Source organism: Schleiferilactobacillus harbinensis DSM 16991 (assembly GCF_000425885.1).
In the GTDB taxonomy this organism is placed as follows: domain Bacteria; phylum Bacillota; class Bacilli; order Lactobacillales; family Lactobacillaceae; genus Schleiferilactobacillus; species Schleiferilactobacillus harbinensis.
In genome coordinates, this window is sequence record NZ_AUEH01000023.1 from 23,014 (window position 1) to 41,978 (window position 18,965).

At 53.1% G+C, this 18,965-nt stretch carries 20 protein-coding genes; 7 read left to right on the plus strand and 13 right to left on the minus strand.

The window, feature by feature from the left end:
• The first annotated feature begins 28 nt into the window (after positions 1 to 28).
• Genes H627_RS0108330 through H627_RS0108340 form a run of 3 tightly spaced genes read left to right on the plus strand, consistent with a single transcriptional unit; the run spans position 29 to position 2,623 of the window.
• Entirely contained in the window at positions 29 to 916 is an 888-nt protein-coding gene (locus tag H627_RS0108330; RefSeq protein ID WP_027828587.1) for an ABC transporter ATP-binding protein, read from the plus strand.
• Positions 913 to 2,034 (plus strand): hypothetical protein, encoded by a 1,122-nt coding sequence (locus H627_RS17595; RefSeq protein WP_051225297.1) that lies wholly within the window; start codon positions 913 to 915, stop codon positions 2,032 to 2,034. Before H627_RS0108330 ends, H627_RS17595 begins: the two co-directional genes overlap by 4 nt.
• A 58-nt stretch (positions 2,035 to 2,092) precedes the next feature.
• On the plus strand, positions 2,093 to 2,623 hold the full coding sequence (locus tag H627_RS0108340; RefSeq protein ID WP_152319521.1) for an ABC transporter permease: 531 nt from the start codon (positions 2,093 to 2,095) through the stop codon (positions 2,621 to 2,623).
• A 171-nt stretch (positions 2,624 to 2,794) separates the two neighbouring features.
• On the opposite strand, the gene H627_RS20070 is transcribed toward H627_RS0108340, so the two are convergent.
• From H627_RS20070 to H627_RS20075, 5 genes are all read right to left on the minus strand, one after another.
• Positions 2,795 to 2,953 (minus strand): putative holin-like toxin, encoded by a 159-nt coding sequence (locus H627_RS20070; RefSeq protein WP_155827906.1) that lies wholly within the window; start codon positions 2,951 to 2,953, stop codon positions 2,795 to 2,797.
• Between the two features lie 112 nt (positions 2,954 to 3,065).
• Positions 3,066 to 3,593, minus strand: a complete 528-nt coding sequence (locus tag H627_RS0108350; RefSeq protein ID WP_027828589.1) for an AAA family ATPase — start codon at positions 3,591 to 3,593, stop codon at positions 3,066 to 3,068.
• Entirely contained in the window at positions 3,590 to 4,351 is a 762-nt protein-coding gene (locus tag H627_RS0108355; protein WP_027828590.1) for a flavodoxin family protein, read from the minus strand. Before H627_RS0108355 ends, H627_RS0108350 begins: the two co-directional genes overlap by 4 nt.
• On the minus strand, positions 4,351 to 4,968 hold the full coding sequence (locus tag H627_RS0108360) for a class I SAM-dependent methyltransferase (RefSeq protein WP_027828591.1): 618 nt from the start codon (positions 4,966 to 4,968) through the stop codon (positions 4,351 to 4,353). The genes H627_RS0108355 and H627_RS0108360 overlap by 1 nt, the downstream gene beginning before the upstream one ends.
• A 342-nt stretch (positions 4,969 to 5,310) precedes the next feature.
• The gene (locus H627_RS20075; protein ID WP_121499996.1) at positions 5,311 to 5,433 is read right to left on the minus strand and encodes a putative holin-like toxin; all 123 of its coding nucleotides are present in this window, start codon (positions 5,431 to 5,433) and stop codon (positions 5,311 to 5,313) included.
• Positions 5,434 to 5,668: 235 nt separating this feature from the next.
• Between H627_RS20075 and H627_RS0108370 the strand changes: the two genes are divergently transcribed.
• Positions 5,669 to 6,910: an MFS transporter gene (locus H627_RS0108370; RefSeq protein ID WP_373880563.1), complete on the plus strand. Its 1,242-nt coding sequence runs from the start codon at positions 5,669 to 5,671 to the stop codon at positions 6,908 to 6,910.
• Between the two features lie 51 nt (positions 6,911 to 6,961).
• Here the strand turns inward: H627_RS0108370 and H627_RS0108375 are convergent, their stop codons facing one another.
• Positions 6,962 to 7,972, minus strand: coding sequence for a linear amide C-N hydrolase (locus tag H627_RS0108375; protein ID WP_027828593.1), 1,011 nt, complete (start codon positions 7,970 to 7,972; stop codon positions 6,962 to 6,964).
• A 336-nt stretch (positions 7,973 to 8,308) separates the two neighbouring features.
• Between H627_RS0108375 and proB the strand changes: the two genes are divergently transcribed.
• Together proB and H627_RS0108385 are read left to right on the plus strand one after the other, a co-directional pair.
• Complete coding sequence (gene proB / locus H627_RS0108380; protein ID WP_027828594.1) at positions 8,309 to 9,133, plus strand: glutamate 5-kinase; 825 nt, start codon at positions 8,309 to 8,311, stop codon at positions 9,131 to 9,133.
• On the plus strand, positions 9,130 to 10,374 hold the full coding sequence (locus tag H627_RS0108385) for a glutamate-5-semialdehyde dehydrogenase (protein WP_027828595.1): 1,245 nt from the start codon (positions 9,130 to 9,132) through the stop codon (positions 10,372 to 10,374). Before proB ends, H627_RS0108385 begins: the two co-directional genes overlap by 4 nt.
• Before the next feature lie 58 nt (positions 10,375 to 10,432).
• Here the strand turns inward: H627_RS0108385 and H627_RS0108390 are convergent, their stop codons facing one another.
• The 6 genes from H627_RS0108390 to H627_RS17600 form a co-directional block, all read right to left on the minus strand.
• Positions 10,433 to 11,080 carry a YesL family protein gene (locus H627_RS0108390; RefSeq protein WP_027828596.1) on the minus strand — a complete coding sequence of 216 codons (648 nt, stop codon included), beginning with the start codon at positions 11,078 to 11,080 and terminating at the stop codon, positions 10,433 to 10,435.
• Positions 11,040 to 12,722: a sensor histidine kinase gene (locus tag H627_RS0108395; protein ID WP_027828597.1), complete on the minus strand. Its 1,683-nt coding sequence runs from the start codon at positions 12,720 to 12,722 to the stop codon at positions 11,040 to 11,042. The genes H627_RS0108390 and H627_RS0108395 overlap by 41 nt, the downstream gene beginning before the upstream one ends.
• The gene (locus H627_RS0108400) at positions 12,719 to 13,429 is read right to left on the minus strand and encodes a response regulator transcription factor (protein ID WP_027828598.1); all 711 of its coding nucleotides are present in this window, start codon (positions 13,427 to 13,429) and stop codon (positions 12,719 to 12,721) included. The genes H627_RS0108395 and H627_RS0108400 overlap by 4 nt, the downstream gene beginning before the upstream one ends.
• A gap of 19 nt (positions 13,430 to 13,448) precedes the next feature.
• On the minus strand, positions 13,449 to 14,336 hold the full coding sequence (locus H627_RS0108405; protein ID WP_027828599.1) for a carbohydrate ABC transporter permease: 888 nt from the start codon (positions 14,334 to 14,336) through the stop codon (positions 13,449 to 13,451).
• A gap of 18 nt (positions 14,337 to 14,354) precedes the next feature.
• Positions 14,355 to 15,293 carry an ABC transporter permease gene (locus tag H627_RS0108410; protein ID WP_081674803.1) on the minus strand — a complete coding sequence of 313 codons (939 nt, stop codon included), beginning with the start codon at positions 15,291 to 15,293 and terminating at the stop codon, positions 14,355 to 14,357.
• Between the two features lie 72 nt (positions 15,294 to 15,365).
• On the minus strand, positions 15,366 to 17,006 hold the full coding sequence (locus H627_RS17600) for an extracellular solute-binding protein (protein WP_051225298.1): 1,641 nt from the start codon (positions 17,004 to 17,006) through the stop codon (positions 15,366 to 15,368).
• Positions 17,007 to 17,196: 190 nt separating this feature from the next.
• Between H627_RS17600 and H627_RS0108420 the strand changes: the two genes are divergently transcribed.
• Positions 17,197 to 18,669, plus strand: a complete 1,473-nt coding sequence (locus tag H627_RS0108420) for a DUF4874 domain-containing protein (protein ID WP_027828601.1) — start codon at positions 17,197 to 17,199, stop codon at positions 18,667 to 18,669.
• Here H627_RS0108420 and H627_RS17605 read toward each other — a convergent pair.
• A partial coding sequence (locus H627_RS17605; protein WP_155827907.1) for an IS30 family transposase occupies positions 18,666 to 18,965 on the minus strand: 300 nt, incomplete at its 5' end. The two genes, H627_RS0108420 and H627_RS17605, sit on opposite strands and share 4 nt — an antisense overlap.

Genomic DNA, 18,965 nt, shown 5'->3' on the forward strand with positions numbered 1-18,965 from the left:
CCTATAAGCAAAAGGGAGGCTTTTTTCAATGGATACGATTCAAATCAATCATTTAACCAAACACTATCGGGGCAAAGACACTCCGGCCTTGAATGACGTGTCGCTGACGATCTCGGCGGGCATGTTCGGCCTGCTGGGAAAAAATGGCGCCGGCAAATCCACGCTGATGCGGATCTTGACCACCCTGGACCAAGCCACTGCCGGCAGTATTCAGATGTGCGGCATTCCCATCACCCAACGCGCCGCCATTCGCGCGCAAGTCGGCTATCTGCCCCAAAATTTTGGCTTCTATCCGACCATGACCGTCAGCGACGCGCTTACGTATTTGGCTATTCTGGCCCACGTGCCGGCCCGCGACCAGCAGCGGCGCATTGCCAGACTGCTGGCGCAAGTGAATTTGACCAAGCAGGCCCGGACCAAGGTCAAAGCGCTCTCCGGCGGGATGCGCCAGCGGCTGGGTATTGCCCAAGCCCTGGTTAATCAGCCGAAAGTCCTGATCGTGGACGAACCCACTGCCGGTCTGGACCCCGAAGAACGGATCCGATTTCGCAATCTGCTGGCGGAGTTTGCCCAGGAACGGATCGTTCTGTTGTCCACCCACATTGTTTCAGACATTGAAGCGACCACAAACCGGATTGGTGTGCTGGATCAAGGCCACCTGCTGTTTACGGGCACCACCGCCCAATTGCAAACCCAGGCGGCCGGCCATGTTTTCGCCAGCAGCTTGTCGGTGGCTGAATTAAGTGCCTTCAAAGCCCGCTACGAAATTAGTGAACAAATCGTGCAAGGCGATACGGCCCACATCCGATTTCTGGCGACCGCAGCCATGCCCGGTGCCAGCACGGTGGCGCCGACTTTAGAAGAAGCGTACCTGTATTTGCAATCGCGGCCCACCCGCCAAGGAGTCCGCCAATGAAATTATTCTGGTTGGAATTCAAGCGGTTTACTACGAGCCTGGCCTTTGTCCTGTATACCCTTGTCACGGTTGGGTTTATCCTGCTCAACGTTTGGCCCATGATCGATCGGGGGCTGGCGACGGCACCCGTGAATCCGACAGCCCGCTATGATCTGATCACGACTACCGATTTTCATGCCCTAAAGACCAACGCGCTTGATCAGTTAAAAGAAGAACACGCTGACGATGCGTATGTGACATACCCTTTCGGCTTTGCGAAAAACGTGACCCTGACTGCCGGGGCGCAAGTCAAAGTGGAGCAGGCCCTGAATCAGGCACGCCAGGCGGATACTCGCCGCGGCTTGGAAAAAGCACTCGGTCCCGTTGACCAGTTATTGGGCGGACATTCAGATTATCAAGCAGCCAATTTGCAGCGATTCGCGGTCCGCCCGATGACGCTGGCCGAAGCCCGCCGCGACCACACTCTCATCATGCGCAAAGACCGAATCACCGGAACCTATGCCCGGCTGTTTGCGGATATTGCGAGCATCATCGTTTGTATTCTGCCGACCATTGTCATCATTGCCTATTGCTACGCGGATCGGCGTGCCCAGATCCGGCCGACCATGCAGGCCAAAGCGATGGGCACGCCCAAATGGCTGGTGACCCGGTATGCCGCCAGCGTGGCCGGATTATTGATCCCTGTACTCATGACCGCCTTGCTGCTGCTTGGCCGCGTGATTTTGCTTTATCCCGGGGCCGCACTCGATTACTGGGCATTCTTTAAGGCTGCCGGCTTTTGGGTCCTGCCCACGCTGCTGGTGAGCACGGCCGTCGGTTTTCTCAGTGATGCCCTATTTAGTAATTTCACCGGCTTTGCTCTGCAAATCGGCTGGTGGCTGATCACCATGATGATTGGTGCCCACCAAGTGATCGGAAATTACGGTTGGCTCCTGATCCCGCGGCACAATTCACTGCACAACGTGAGTTTCTTTTATGCCCATTACTCAGAATTAGCCATCAACCGGTTAGGCTATACCCTCTTGGCCATCGTCTTCTTAGGGTTGACCATGGTGCTGATGAATCTACAGAGAGAAGGAAAATATCGTGGCTTCCACCTTCGGCCGGCTCGCCGTTAAAGAAATTCGGGCTAATGAATTATTCCCCAGTTTACTGGCGATCGCCTTTTGCGGTATCATGCCGATCCTATTCACCATGCACCCGACTACGATCACCCAGGCCGCGTTACCCGGCGAATTGTTCATGCCGCTGGCCGCCATCTTCTGTTTCGGCGGGATTTTCCTGCCGGAACAGGTCGCCGGGGTGACCGACGTCTTGAATAGCAAACGGACGCAATTGGTTTCCATATACATGATTCGTTTTGGCTGGTATACCGTATTGCTTAGCATGATCAACCTGCTGCTGATCGTCGGCTATCAACTACCGAACTTTGCGGGCGTTTTGTTCTTTGATTTCGTCACTAAGGTCCTGTTCGTTGGCAGCCTGACTGTGTTCAGCTACGCCGCGTCCCGCTCATTGGCTGCAGCTTACCTGATCCCGACGGTCTACTTTGCCCTGTGTGTTGGCTATCCGCACCTCGGACCGTTGAATCTATTTATCTTGATGCGTCAGCAGTCGTGGACAGATAATTGGTGGCAGCTTGGGGTGGCGGTCCTCTTATTGGTGGGCGGGTTTGGTTTAGTCACAAAACGGGCTGTGCGGTCTTAGCCTGCTGAGGTTTCAAACGGTTGCTTTGCAAAAGTGTCAGAGAATCCTGTATAATGGAGATAGCAAAAGGGAGCCACTGGGCGGTGGCTCCCTCCGCAGAACCGTTGAAGACGGCCAGCAGTAAAAATTCTAATACATCACAAAGCGACCGCCAGACTACCGTGAAATAGTTTACTGGCGGTCGTTTTTGTGATTGTCGTGTAGTTCGATGAGCTTAATCATCACGTCGACAAGCAGCAGCATTAAACTGCCGAATGCAATCATGACGGTAAGCACATCGGTATCAGACAACCCAGCACCCCCTCTCGCTAGAGTTTGATCATTGCCCATAGGCATCAACCCCTTCGCGATTAGATTTGCCGACCGTGGTTCAACTATCCTGCTTGATTATTGTATCATAGCTCATGCCGAACCCCTAGAGCCGCAACGGAAGTGGGATTTTTCAACTAAATTCTTGCTGTTTGAAATCCACCATAAATTTCTCCTTCGCCCGCGTGCCGCGCAGTACGATCAGCCGTGGTGCGGGCTGTTGCGCCGCCAGCACTTTTCTCAACTTATCGCCGTCGTAATGCCAAATATACAGCAGAAAATCCCAATAGTCCTTGTCAAAATGTTCCGTGAACGCCGCCGCCATATCTGGGCGGCTATTTTTATTTCGGCGGTAGCGCAAAGACCGGCGAATGACCCGGATGATGGATCGCACGCGACTGACTTGCAGCCAAATGACCAAATCCGCTTCAGCCAAGCGGACCGCCATCGAACCACTGTAGTTGCCGTCAATGATCCAGTTGTCGTGGGCTGCACAGAAATTCTTCTGCTGCTGGATAAACCATTGTTTCGCTTCTGCTGAATAATCCGTGGTATGCCAGAACTGATCCAGATACATCACCGGATAGCCCGTTTGCGCCGCTAACCAGCGGGCCAGGGTGGATTTACCGGTACCGGCATTGCCAATAAGCATGATCTTCATGCGCGTTTATGCCGCATGAATGTCATCACATGCAGAATGATCGCCAACAGTACAAAGAAAATGACTACAAAACTCACGTAGCGCAGCCAAAACCCGTTGGTCAGTGCCGGCCAGAGTTGTTGAATACCCATGGTTGCTAGAGCCATCACGGCAATCATGCAGAAGAGTAAACCATAGCGTTTCAAAGTTTCATCGTCCTTTCGCTGATAGTGACTCAGCTGCCGCCCAATTACCTGCGCCCGAGCCAGTTTCTTTGCCGTGGGCGTGCGCTGCCGCCAGGTGTTGGGACAAACCAGCTCAGTGATCTTGTGCACCCCGGCCAGCGTCATCGCCCCATCAATTGCCCGCAGCGTCAGATCAGTTTGGCCGGTGAACAGATTATCCCCCGTCGGCGCAAAACAGCTGGTCACTGATACATAATGCTTGTTTTGAAAAACTCCATTGGGTAAGCTGTCTCCAGCTTTCGTCATCCGCGTCCAGCGGTGGCGCATGACATCAAAGAATTGCTTCAGTTGGCCGGGAATCGTGCTGTAATAGGTCGGTGCGCCGAATACCCAAACGTCGGCGGCCTGCAATTTCGCTGCCAATTGATCTAGATCCGGGTTGGGCCGGTGCGGACTTTCTGGCTGCAAATCAAATGTATTGAGATCAATAAACTCCGTGGTGGCCGGAGCTTCAACTGCGCTCAAAATTTCTTTCACCACTGTCGCAGTCAGCCCGTTGGCGTCTTGACCGCCGTAAATTCCTAATACCTGCATCAGTGTTTTCCTGCCCGATCAAGCTTGCGCTGCAGCTTCTTTGATAAGGTGTGTTTCTTCTCATGAGTATGCCCCCGAGTTTCGCCGACCCGTTTCTGGGCATAGAAAACGAAATAGCCATTGGCTTCGCTGACTTTCACTCCGCCAAAGACGGTCCGAATCTTGTTTTCATACCATGGTCGGCGCTTTGTGACCATGTAGAAACGGCCATTAGGATTTAACTGCTGATAGCCGTCTTCGATGAAATGCTTAGGCACGGAAAAGTTCTCATGATACGGCGGATTCGACAAGATCACGTCGAAATGAGCATCTGCAATCGCAGTGAGCCGATCGCTCTGCTTGATTGTGGGCGTCACATGATTTTTCTGCGCATTGGCTTGTGCCAGCTGCACGGCGTTGGGGTCAATATCTACCATCGTCACCTGCGCCTGGGGCAGAGTTGCCGCGTAATAGATTCCGACGAAGCCAAAGCCGCACCCGAGATCCAGAATACTATCATCGGCATGCACCTCCGCCTGATCCAGCATCGCCTCTGTGCCCTTATCAAGACCGTGGGGAGAAAAGACTTCCTGATTGCTGGTAAAACTGAGTGTTTTTCCTTGGTACGTGATTTCCATGTGTGCGACCGCCTTTCTTTGTACCATCATACCGCGTGTGTGGGCGGAATACCGGTGAGATTTTCAGTGAGTGTTCAAACAAATCTCACGTTCAAACACGGTTTATCGTTCAGACCGTGTTTGAACGTGGGATGATTCTGCTAATTGACGGAATTGTATAAACTCAAAACTGATAGGAAGCGCAGTAATCGGGCGAAAGCTTTGCAAATGAACGGGCTAATCTTGTATAATATAGACAGCAAAGGAGCCACTGGCCCAAGTGACTCCCCGCAGAACCGTTTAAGACGGCTGGCTTTTTACTTCATAACAATCGTAGAACGACCGTTAGACCACGCCAATAGTCTAGTGACGGTCGTTTTTTTGATTGTCGTCGTAGAAAATGATGAGCTTCAGCATCAAGTCGACAAGTAACAGTACGAAACTGCCAAATGCGAGCATGATCGTCAGCACATCGGTGACAGACAACCCGGCACCTCCTTTCGTTCAGAGTTTGATAATCGCCCATAGGCCCCACCCTCTTAACGATCCGGATTTGCCAACCGTCTTTAACTATTCTGTTTCAACGATTGTACCATGATGCCGGCTGAACGACTAGAGCGCCAAGGGAAGTGGGACTTTTCTTGGTGCTTTTTTCATGCGCTGTATTGACATTTCTGCAAAACGAGCCAAGTATTGGTAGTTATTACAATCAGACAAGGCGATGACCGCAGTGAACTGGCACGTATTCAGTGACACTTTTTCTTCCCTTCGTTCCAAAAACTTCCGCCGCTTCTGGATTGGCCAATGTATTTCCGTTATGGGCACCTGGATCCAGCGGACGACGCAGACTTGGCTGGTTTACCAAATGACCAAGTCCGCCTTTTTGGTGGGCCTGTTGGCCGCCGCCCAGTTTGTCCCGATCATGGCCCTCACTCTAGTGGCGGGGACGTTAATTGACCGGTATCCGAAGCGGCGTATTCTGTTGATCACCCAGGCTGGCTTTTTGGTCCTGGGGGCAATCATGACCACCATTACCTACTTGAAGATCGTGCAATACTGGCAGATCTTGCTTATTGCCCTGGGCTACGGCATTCTGCAAAGCTTCGATACGCCCACACGGCAGTCTTATGTCATTGAGTTGGTCGGCAAAAAGGACTTGATGAATGGTATTTCGCTCAATTCATCCATTTTCAACCTGGCGAAGATTGCCGGCCCCTCATTGGCCGGTATTCTGATGGTTGCGCTAGGCGTAGCGCCGTGTTTTCTCATCGACACGTTGAGCTACATCGCGATCATCATTGGTCTCTTGATGATCCATCAAGAACACCCTGTGGCCAGCCACACGCCACGGCATATTATTGTTGATGTCAAAGAAGGCCTGGCTTACGTTGTCCACCACGACAATGTCAAGCTGAGTGCCGAACTGATGATGATCATCTGCACGCTGAACTTCAACAACAACGTCATTATTCCGATTTACGCCCAAGAAGTGCTGGGCCGCGGTGCCCAGGGTTATGCCAACCTGCTGTCAGCCACTGGAATCGGCTCGCTCATCGCCGCCTTCTTAATGAGCTACCTATCCCGCTTTGGCCTGCGGCGCGACCTATATTTGATGGTTGCTATGGGCACGGCGCTGGTCCAATCATTGATGATTTTCGTCCGTGTATACTGGCTGGCGATGATTTTTATGGTGGTCATTGGTTTCTGCAACATGGTCTTTTTGAACCAATCCAACGCGGCCTTCCAATTCTCCATTCCAAATGAATTGCGCGGGCGGATCATGAGCGTGTATGTCCTGCTGAATCAGGGGTCCACCCCCATCGGCAGTCTCTATTCCGGTGGGTTAATGGACGTGGCCGGCGGCTTGTGGGGCTTTCCTGCCTGCGGTTTGCTGGCGCTGGTCTTAGCCGTGCCGGTGCTGCTTAGTCATCAACGGACGGTCAAACAATGGTTGAATACATGAATAAAGGCCCATCGCCAAATTTTCAGCGATGGGCCTTTATATTAAACAGGTTTACAGAACGTGCGCCACATAGTCTTTATTCAAGTCTTGGTAGGTGATCTCGGTGATATCCGGATCCACCGTCTTGACCGTCGGCGTCATGTAGTGGGAATCCTGCACCGTCATGGTCCGTTTAGCCAGGTCGAAGCCTGCCCAATATTGGGTGGAATCGGTCCGATTTTCATTATCCGCATCGCGGCCCAAGCCTTCCGGTACCATCACTGTCTTGAAGCAGTTATAGAGTTGCTGAATACCGTCAGCCCGGTGAAACGGCGGGAGGTTATGGGAAACAACCATGGCCCGGACAAAGCGGGAAGGCGATGTATAATCCCCCGGCAAACCAAACATGCCGTAACCCGTCCCGAATTCAATGGGTTGGACCTGGTAATCACCCAGCTTAGTCCCCTGACCGCGGTTGATGGCGTCCAGAGAAACGTAATTGCGCAGGTTGGTCGTATGGTAGCCGTACTCTGGACTGTTGGTCATCGCACCAATGTTGTCGTAAACCTTGAATGCCCCATGATCAGTCGGTTCCAACACCACGCCGGCCCCAGTTTCATCCACAAAGGCATAGTGCAGCGGAATCCCCTTGGCCGCGTCATCTGCCAGAATGCCCGTCTTCGCCGCTGCGGCGCGGACATCCGCCACCGTCTTACAGGTAGTCAAAATGTAAGCCACATATTCTGTGGCAAAGACACCCTTCAAGCCGCGTTGGCTCAAGGACTCCGGCGATGCCGTGGTGGCCTCGACCAGCACCTGCATGTCACCGGCCAGGCCATGTTCATTAACCCCGTCAAACAAGCCGGCCGTGCCGGCAACCCCAACACCACTGGCAGCATATTGCGTCGTCCAATCCGGGGTCTGGCTTGGCACTTTCACGCCGCGGGGAAAGCTGGTGATTTTCCCAGGGAAGTTGATGCCGCCTTTGGGATCATTCTGATGGAAAAACGTATCCGCGAAGTCCATCGTCCGGCCCCAAAAGACGTCACCCTCGATGGCTCTGATCTGCATTGATGTACACATGTTCTATTACCCCCAAGTTATGTATTTGCCCCTATGATGCGATTTCTGCAACCAATAGTCAATCCTCAGGAACATATAGAAAGTTGACATTTTACTCCGTTCCGGCTAAGCTACGGTTATTCAATCGGTGCAAACGAAGTGCCCTACAGGAAGCCGACCATCACTGAGACGCCGGCGGCGTGCACGAATCCGAACCGATGGTGTCACATCCAGTGATCGCTGGTCATAGCAAACGCAAAAGAGCAAAGAAATCCGCTTTGAACGAGGATGGTACCGCCCAGAAATGGGTGCCTCGAACGAAGCGGATTTTTGTTTATTTTTGGGAGGAATATAGAAATGACAGAAAAGAGACCGCTGACTTGCCGGCGCATCGTCGTCAAAATCGGCACGAGCAGTCTGATCGACGCCGCCACAGGCCAGATCAAACTGCGGACGATCGACCGCCTGGCCTTCACCCTGGCGGCGTTGAATCATCAAGGCTGCGACATGGTGCTGGTGACTTCCGGGGCGATCGGGGTCGGCCTGACCCAGCAGCGCCTCACGGAACGGCCCAGCAGTATTGCGGAACAGCAGGCGCTGGCCGCGGTTGGGCAGTGCGAACTGATGCGGCTCTACAGCCAACGGTTCAATGATTATGACGCGCAAATTGGCCAATTGCTGCTGACCCACGATGTCTTCGATTATCCGGTCAGCCGGACCCACGTCATGGACACGATCGATGCCCTGTTGGCCCACCGGATCATTCCGGTAATCAATGAAAACGACTCGGTGGCTGTGGATGAATTGGACCACCGGACGACCTTTGGCGACAATGATCAGCTGTCGGCGTTGGTGGCCACCCAGATCGGGGCGGACCTGCTGATCGTGCTGTCGGACATTGATGGGCTCTATGACCAGGATCCACGCCGCCACGCTGATGCTCGCCGACTGACCACCGTGCATCACCTGTCGGAAGACATCCTAGCTGGTGCCGCTGGCAGCGGCAGCCGCTTAGGGACTGGCGGCATGGTGACGAAGCTGAAGGCGGCTGGCCGCATGATGCAGGCTGGCGCCCAAATGGTTCTGGCCAGCGGCGCTGATCCGCGCATTATTTCCCATATTATCGCCGGCGAAAATGTCGGCACTTGGTTTGTGCAGAAAGCAGAGGTTGAACAGTCATGATCACCACGTTAGAAGAAATGGGCCAAGCCGCCCAAAATGCCGCCGCTGAATTAGCTGTTTTGCCAGCGGCCAAAAAGAATACCGTCCTGAACGCGATGGCGGATGCGCTGGTGGCCCATCGCCAAGCAATTTTAACGGCCAATGCTGACGATCTGGTCAATGCCGCGGATCTGCCGGCCAAGTTCGTTGATCGCCTGCGGCTCACTGATGCTCGTATCCAAGATATGGCCACTGGCCTGCGCCAGGTCGCCGGACTGCCGGATCCCACTGCCCAAGCGGACAAGGGCTGGACGACGGACGCGGGGCTGCACATCGTCCAGCAGCGCGTCCCGCTGGGGGTCGTGGGTATCATTTTTGAAGCCCGGCCGAACGTGACCGTGGATGCTGCCGGTCTCACGTTCAAAAGCGGCAATGCCGTGATCCTGCGCGGCGGCAAAGAAGCTCTGCGCAGTAACATGGCCTTGGCGAAGGTCTTGCAAGACGTGTTAGCCAATCACGGCTTGCCGGTGGCCGCCATTCAACTGATCACGGATACCAGCCACGCGACCGCCCAAGCACTGATGCGCTTAAACGGGTACGTGGACGTCCTGATTCCCCGGGGCGGCGCCGGTTTAATTCAGACGGTGGTCAAAAATGCGACCGTTCCGGTCATCGAGACTGGTGCCGGCAACTGCCACATTTATGTGGATCAAGGGGCCGACTTGCAAATGGCAGAAAATATCGTCGTCAATGCCAAGGTCCAGCGCCCTTCCGTCTGCAATGCCGCCGAGAAGCTCTTGATCCACCAGGACGTGGCCGCTGATTATCTGCCGGTATTAGCCGCCGCCTTGCGCGCCCATGGGGTCGAACTCCGGGGCGACGCGCGGGCCCGAGCGATCGTGCCGGACATGATCCCGGCCACTGCAGCCGATTGGGATACCGAGTACAACGACTTGATCATGGCGGTGAAAGTGGTCGATTCTCTGGATGCAGCCATCGCCCACATCAACGCCCACAATACGAAGCATTCGGAAGCCATCATCACCAATGATTACACCGCCAGTCAACGCTTCCTGCAACGAATCGACGCTGCCTGCGTTTACGTGAACGCTTCGACCCGGTTCACCGACGGCTTTGAATTCGGCTTTGGCGCCGAGATCGGCATCAGCACCCAGAAATTGCACGCCCGCGGGCCGATGGGCTTGGCCCAGCTGACCACGACCAAATACGAAATTCGCGGGGACGGCCAAGTGCGGGCATGAAACATAAAAAAACGACATTTTTCACCGGAAAACTCGAGAAAAATGTCGTTTTTTCATTCTATGGTTTACTAATCACCCGCTCCAGCGTCCCCCGGAGCCAATAGAAACTGCCAATGGCAATCACGCCAGCAAGCAATAATTGCAGCAGCGGCATATTCGTCGCCTTGGTCACAAGGAAGACGCTGCTGACAAAGACCAGCAGCCCAATATTGCGAAAACCATGGCGGCCAGTCAAAATAGCTGCATTGCGCACCTGATTTCGAATCGACCCCGTATAGCGCGCCAACAGCAGGGCCGTGTAAAACCCTAAGAGCACGAGGAATGCCAGTACAAACACCAATGGGATCAGGAAAAATTGAAATTGCGGATTGGCTAAGACAAACAAGCTATCGTAAGTGAACAGCAGGAGCAGGCCGGTGAGCCCACTGAACAATGCCCACGCCTGCCGCCAGTTGTCGCGATACCCCTTAAAGAAATGACGGACCAGCGTATCCCCATGGAAATACGCATAATTCAGCGCGGTCAAAGACGGCCCCAGCGTTACGCTCAAGCCGATTAAAATCAGCACATTATTCCGTTGAATGGGAATAAAGGCCAGCGAAAAAGCCAACGGCAGATTGGTCATCAGCAGCAGTCCACTGCTGATGACCACATTCCCCAAGCGCTCAATGAGGCGCATCAATCGACTCATGTCCAGCAGATCCATTGGTTTTTTCCTCCTCAATCAATAATGGCAGTTTGATCGTGACACTCGTGCCCACACCCAATTGACTATCAATGGTCAGGCCATATGCCGGGCCAAAATAGAACTTGATCCGCTGATCCACATTGCGCAGCCCATACCCCGCCGCCTCCCGGCTCAGCAAGAGCGGCAGCTGTGCCGGCGCGATGCCGACCCCGTTATCGGTCACCTGGACCCACAATTGATCTGCTTCCTGGCGGACAGAGATAAAAATCTCTGCGTCTGCCTTTTCTTCATGCAGACCGTGCTCAATGGCATTTTCGACGATGGGCTGAATCATCAGGTTGATGGCCCTCGCCCGCAGCAGGCGGGGATCAATGTCGTAAGAAACCTGAAATGTATCGTGCAGGACCAGCTGCAGCGTAATATAAGCCTTAATGTTGTCAATTTCATTCTTCAACAGTTTCCCGCTGTGGCCGTGATTCAGCGTCGTCCGGTAGAATGTCGATAATTCGCGCACCGCCATGCTGATCACGGGATTGCCTGATTGCCGCGCCTGCCAATCGATCATCGAGAGCGTATTGTACAAGAAATGCGAGTTGATTTGATTGACCAACGCATCATACTTGCTGCTCTGCTTCTCAATCTCCGCCTGCATTGCCTGGTCATTCAGCGCCTTCAACTGGTCCACCATTGCGCCCACCGAATTGCTTAACTGACCGAATTCATCCTGTTCATTCGTGGTGAAAGAAACATTCTGGGCTGGATCGGCAATCACTTGCTGAATGTTACCCTTCAACCGGCGAAAATTAGCACTGATCATGTTGGTGAAATACCGCGTCAGCAGCATGATCAACACCAGACTGATGATCACGCCGATAATCGTCCAAGAAACGATCCGGTTATCCCGATCCAGCGCCCCATCATACTGCATCCGCAATTGCCAGCCCGTGGTGCCAATGCGGATCGCTGGGCCGCCAGCGGTGAATTGCCGACTGTTCCACCGTTTGTCGGTAAAAATTGTCTGCCCCGCCGCGTTGGTCACCGTGAAGATCAGCATGGCATTTTTCTTTACCAACGGCGCAAAGAACGTCGGCCGGTCATACGTCAGCATCACCAGTGTATGGGTCTCCGGGGTGATCGAAATGGGAAAAGCCCGAATCGCGTAGACATGATCGCTATCGGCGAACCACTGGGGATTCTCAGAATAACCCAGTTTGGCCACAAAGGGCGGATTCGTCTTATCCTGCAAACTATGGACATTTTCCCGCATTCCTGCGACCTGGGAATCCGTGTAATAATCGATCCGCTGCAAATCCGGATTCAGAGTCATCAACACTTTCTGAGTTGGATCAACGTAATCTCGAAAGTTCAGATACGCGGCATAAATGTCCCGCTGCGTCGCCTGGCTCTCGAACGTGTTGCCAATCGCGTTGTTGAACGACAGTGCATTGATAATACCCTCTGCCGTGGTTGCCTTGCCCTTCATGATCTCCAGACTGCTGTCCACTTCGTTTTTCAGGTACGTCTGGGTGGTTTCCTTATCCATTTCGTGGCCTTGGACAAAGGAAATCGTCCCCAGCAGCAGAATCACCGGCACCGATACGGCCAACATGGACACGAAGATCTTGACCCACAATGACCAGCGCTGCCACGGCCGAATCATACCGTTTGGCCCTGTTTCTTCCGATAATTGGCCGGCGTGTCGCCGTATTCTTGGCGGAACAGCTTGCCAAAGTACGACGGATCATTGATCCCGACAAAGGCGGCCACGTTCACGACCCGAATGTTGGTCTGGCTGAGTAATTCCGCTGCCTTTTGCAAACGCAGCTGATTCAGATAGCGGGAAAAGCTGTGACCCACTTCTTTCTTAAACAATGAACCCAGGTAGGCGGGCACCAGATGCACTTGATCGGCTACATACTCCAAAGTCAGATTGGTCGCATACTCGTCTTCGATCAGTTGCAGAACTTGGGCCACCGGCGGCGATACCGCCGCCGGGGCGTCTTTCGGCGACAAAAACTTGCCGAGTGCATCCCGCAGCTCCACGCCGTTCACCGGCTTCAACAGATAGTCGCTGACGTCGTAGGGCAGCACACCGCGGGCATAGGCAAAGTCATCGTATCCGCTGATCACCAGGATTTTGACCTGTTTGTTCACAAATCGAATCTGCTTGATCAGCTCCACCCCGTCCATCAACGGCATCTTAATGTCAGTCACCAATACATCAATGGGATGAGCATCAGTGAAGCGCCGGGCCGTCAGCCCGTTATCCGCTTCATGGATCACGACATCCAGGAACTGGTCTTGAATCTGTTGGCGAATATTATCCCGTTCAAATTGATTATCATCGACCAACAAGACGTGTTTCATCAGTATCCTCCCCCTTGCGTTATTCCTTCACGGCACCAAGCACCAATCCCTTCACCAAGAATCGCTGCATCAGTGGATAGATGAGCAAAATGGGAATCATGGAGACCAGAATCTTCGCCGAATTGAGTGAAAGCGATGACACCCGGGCCAATGCCATTATCTCTTCTTTGCTCATCATTGTCAGGTTCTGGGCCTGAATGCTCAATTGCTGCAGGTACGTCTGCAACGGGATCTTCGTCTGATCATTGATATAAATCAAGCCGCTGAAGAAATCATTCCAGTACCCCACCACAGTGAATAAGGTAATCGTGGCCAGTGACGGAATCGCCAAGGGCAAATAAATCTTCAGCAGAATTTGCAACGGCGACGCCCCGTCGATCACCGCCGCTTCCTCCAAGGCATTGGGAATTCCTTTGAAGAAATTCATCATTAAAATGACATTCCAGATATTCACCGCACCAGGCAAGACCAGGGACCAGAACGAATTAATCAGCCCCAGTTTATAGACCACCATATACGTAGGAATCATCCCGCCGCTGAAAAGCATGGCAAAGATCAGCACCCACATGTAAATATTGCGGGCGGGAAATTGTTCCTGGGAGCGGGATAGCGGGAAGGCCATCAGCACGGTGAGCACCAGACTCAGCGAGCCGCCCACCAGCACTCGCATGACTGACACCCCGAATGCTTGCCAGAAAGCATGGTCGGCGATGATCTTGGCATACGACTGCCAAGAAAACTGCACCGGAATGAAATTCACACTGCCCGAGGCAGCTGCTGTCCCCGAACTGAACGAAATAGCGATCGTATTAACCAATGGGGCCAATGATAGAAAGGCGGCCAGGATCATCAACGCATAAATCAGGATAGTGACCAGTCGCGATCCTAATGATTTTGAACGAACCATAATGTGCACTCCTTTCTCCTAAAACAGGGTATAGTGGGCAAACTTCTTCGCCAGCTTGTACGAAATCACGATCAGCACCAGGCTGATCACCGACTTGAGCAACCCGACCGCCGCCCCGAAGGAATACTGCGCCCCGCGCAAGCCAAAGCGATACACATAGGTGTCGATAATATCCCCGGTGGGATACACAATGGGGTTGTACAGGTTATAGATTTGGTCAAAGCCGGCACTGAGGATGTTCCCCAGGCTCAACGTCGCCACCAGGATAACCATTGGCATGATTGCTGGCAGCGTAATATGAATCATGTTCTGCCACCGGTTCGCCCCATCTAGCGCCGCTGATTCATATAAGTCAGGATTGATGCTGGTCATGGCCGCCAGATAGATGATGGTGGCGTAGCCATAGCCTTTCCAAACATCGGTAATGATCATGATTGGCTGGAACCAGGTATTGCTGGCCAGAAACGAAATCGGCTGAATACCGAAAATTCCTAGGAATTGATTGACCATCCCTTCATTGGCCAGAATCATGGTGAACACAGCCCCCAAAACGACCCAAGAAAGAAAGTTCGGCAGATACACGATGGTTTGTACCGTTTGTTTGAACCACTTCACTCGAATTTCATTGAGCAGCAGGGCAAAAATGATGGGCACCAGAGTGCCAAAGATGATTTTCCCGCCAGCAATCACGATGGTGTTTCTGAAAATCTGAAAGCTGTCCGGCAAACTGAACATATATTGAAAATGGGCTAATCCCACCCAAGTGGAGTGCAAAAAACCGCGCGCTGGCACGAAATCCTGAAACGCCATGATGATTCCAAACATGGGTAAGAAGTTGAATAATATCAGGAGAATAATGCCTGGCAGCAGCATCAAATGATAGGCCATCACAAATTTACGGGCAGCCGGTTTCCGCGCCTTGATCAGCTTCTTTTTGCGGTGCATCGTCAGTTCCATGATTGATCTGCTCCTCTCTAATGAAAAGAGGCTGGTTACAATCTCCCCAGCCTCCTTGATGTGTCTGACTGCTTATTGCACCTGACCCTTGTCGACAGCGTCTTGAACTTCCTTAACGATCGTATCGCCGCCCTGGGCTTTCCATTGTTTAACGTACGTATCAAAGGAACTGATTGGTGCTTGGCCCATGATGATCTTGATGAAGGCTTCGTTTTCCAGTTTCTGCAAGTTCGGGCCCATTTGGGTCATAGCCTTGGTCTGGCCGTAGAAGGCTTTATCAATGAACGTAACATTCTTGCTGTTCGCCGTTTTAGCGCCTACTTGTGAGGCTAAATAGGTCTCCAGTCCTTTACGGTCCTTATGATCCATATATGCTTTGATCAAGGAATAGGAGTTGATCTGCGAATCCTTCAGGCCAGACGGATCATTATTCTTCAGTGCTTTATCCATCGTGACCGAATCAGTACTATGCGCATTGGTAATTTGCACGTCGATGGGATCCAGCAGCCAGCTGAGGGATACTGCCGGCTGGCCGGCCTTCTTGGCTTCTGCCCGGCGGAATGCATTGGCCGAGCCGCGGCTCTCGTTGAAGTCCACAACATTGTTGATGGCCCGCATCACCGCTTCAGGATGTTTGTATCCTTTCTTCACGACGATATAGCGGAAAACAGGCGCCGGGTGGGTCGAGATAAACTTGTCGCCCTTTTTCAATACCGGGAGGATGGCGATCCAGTTGGCATTCTTGTCTGCTTCGTATGAGTTCGTGAAATCTAATCCCCAGAATGGCGCAACATAGATCCCCATCTGTTTAGCTAATAAGGCCTTCTTTTCATCATCTGTGCGGGTGGCAAATTCTTTGTCAATCAGCCCTTCTTTATACCAGCGGGCCAGCATTGTTAACGTCTGTTTGGTCTCCGGTTGAATACTGCCGTAAACCACTTTGCCGTCTTTTTTGATCATACTGGAGGGGAAGGCGTTGAACTGGTTGAACCACAGATCGCCATCCATCTGCGCCCCATCATGGCCAGAAATTTGCGGAGTCAACGTAATCCCCATGGTCTTGCCTGTCCCGCTGACATCTTTAGCAATGAATGTCTTCGCGGCATTTTCGACGTCATCCAATGTTTCCGGAACCGGCAGGCCTACCTTATCCAACCAGTCCTTGCGAATCCAGAGCATGTTTTCTTCGCCGTATGGATAGGGCGACGGGATGCCCAACAGTTTGCCGTCGCGGCTGGCAATCTTGATCATATTCTGGGAATAGGACGACATGTTTTTCTTGACTGTAGGTGAGGCAGCCTTCTTATACACTTCTGTCAGGTCGGCCAGCAAATCATTGTTCGCCAACTGAGTAAATTGGTCCTGATACACTCCCATCACATCCGGCAGATCCTGCGTGGACATGACCAGCGACACCTTCTGCGGGAAGTCGGCGGCTTCCCAGGCAATCTTCACCGAAATATTGGTTTCCTGCTTCAAGTAGCGGGTCGCCGGGTTATTGTTGATCGTATCACCTTTGAACAACGATGACCGGTCCCGTTGCTGCTTGCCAATGGTAAATGTAATAGGCTCCTTGTACTTCCCGTAAGGCTTCAGTTCTGCAGTATCCACCTTTGTGCTGGTGTCGGCACTATTTTGCGCACCGCAAGCGGCGAGGAGCAAGCCCGTCACGGCGATTGCCCCCATGCCGAACACAATCTTTTTGATTTCCACGGTAATTCCTCTCCTTTGATTTTTCCGACAGCTTCTCCATCACCTTTAGTCTAGAATATAATGTAACCGCTTCATATATGAGAAAATACAGTTTTGTGGGACAAATTACAGATGTTGACCAATCGCCATTGTGCCGCCGCCCAATTCTGCTAGAGTCAAGGTACAGAATTCCAGAAAGAAGGAAGAAACCATGTTCACCATCGTCCCCGCCGCCCTGCCCGGCAGCGATACAGCGACTCTCTTAGCCAACCCGGACCGCGGCTTTCGATTGGAAGTCTACTTGAACGTCGCCACGGGGAAAGGCATGTATCACTATCAGGATACCGATGCCCACGCGGCGTTTGAAAAAGAGCTGGCCTTTCATACCGCCGACCAGCCGCGTTTAGCCCAAGTGTATTTCTATTTAACGGACTACAAGGATAAGCCGCTGGACCGGGCCGCCTTTGACCGCATGACGGCCTACTTGCAAATGCTGCGGGACCACCATATCAAGGCTCTGTTGCGCTTTGCCTACGTGTGGGACGACGCCCATCCCCGGGTGCAGGAACCGACCCTGGCCCAAACCTTGACCCACATTGACCAGCTGACGACGATTTGGCACGACTACGCCGACACCATTCATGTCGTTCAGGCGGGGTTCATTGGCCCTTGGGGTGAATGGCATGGCGATGCCCGCCAGCGGACTAACGAGACGGCGATTTTACAGGCGATCCTGCACAGTGTCCCAGCAGAACTGCAGGTGCAGCTGCGGATGGACGACATGAAAACCAAGAACGCGCCGTACCTCAGTACTGCCGACCAAGCCCGGCTGGGATACCACGACGACTTTCTCATCGGTGTCCCCCACGAATGGAATATCGGCGGCACCGACCCAGCCTCCCCGGCATATCAGCGCTACCTGGCGGACAGCGCCTACGTCTTGCAGGACGGCGAAATGATTTGGTTCTGGGCTAATCCGATCTATCTCCAGACACCGACCATCGCCAGCCGGCCGTTCATTGACCGCTTGCTGCGGAATCACTTCACGTCCCTCAGTTTGGCCCATAATTACCGGGAAATCGAAAGCGGGTCGTTCTCCGCCCAGGAATTGGCCAACGAACTGCACAACCAAGGGGTTAAAGACTATCCCGGGATTCCCACCACAACGAGTATGCTGGCCTGGCGGCAAGAGGCGCTCACCGCCGCTGACCTTGACGCCCGCCATTGGCCCTACCAACCGGAGTGGTTCCGCGATGCCCACGGTCAGCCGCTGTCCCGCACCGCCTATGACTATATTCGGGACCACTTGGGCTACCGCATTCAAGTCCAAAAAATCACCTATGACCGCGACCTGCTTGCTGGTCCGATCAAGGTGACTTTGCACAATTATGGGTTTGCTGCACCGCTGGGGCTGGCTGAGATTGTCGTTGAAGCAGCGGCCGCTGATAATCAAATTATTGGGACTGCCACCGTCCCGTTAGCTAGTGTGCAGCCCGGGGCCGATGTTCTGGCCGTCGTGCCGGTACCGGTCACCGCCAAAGCACACCGCGTTGGTGTGCGCTTAGCTGCCCGGGATGGCCGCGGCGCCCGGTTGGCAAATATTGTCCAGCAGTTCGATGGAACGAATTCCCGAATTGTCAAATTAAGTGCAACAGTGAAGACTCATCCATGTGAATTGGTTTAGGTAGTGGGCAGGGATTCCTCCAGGCCCAGGGGGGAGGCCTGGAGCGCCGCGATTGCGCTGCGGTATCCAAGGCACTTCCTTAACCGGTGGTTTAAGACATCTTGGATCTTACGAATCTTCTCCTTAGAGACTTCCCATAGTGATTGACCCTTTGGAATGAATTCTCGAATCAAGCCGTTGGCATTCTCGTTACTGCCACGTTCACTGGGTGTATAGGGATGGCAGTAGTAGATCTTTGTTCCTCTGAGTTGGTCCAAGAGGGCGAACTCAGAACCGTTGTCGAAGGTGATGGAGTG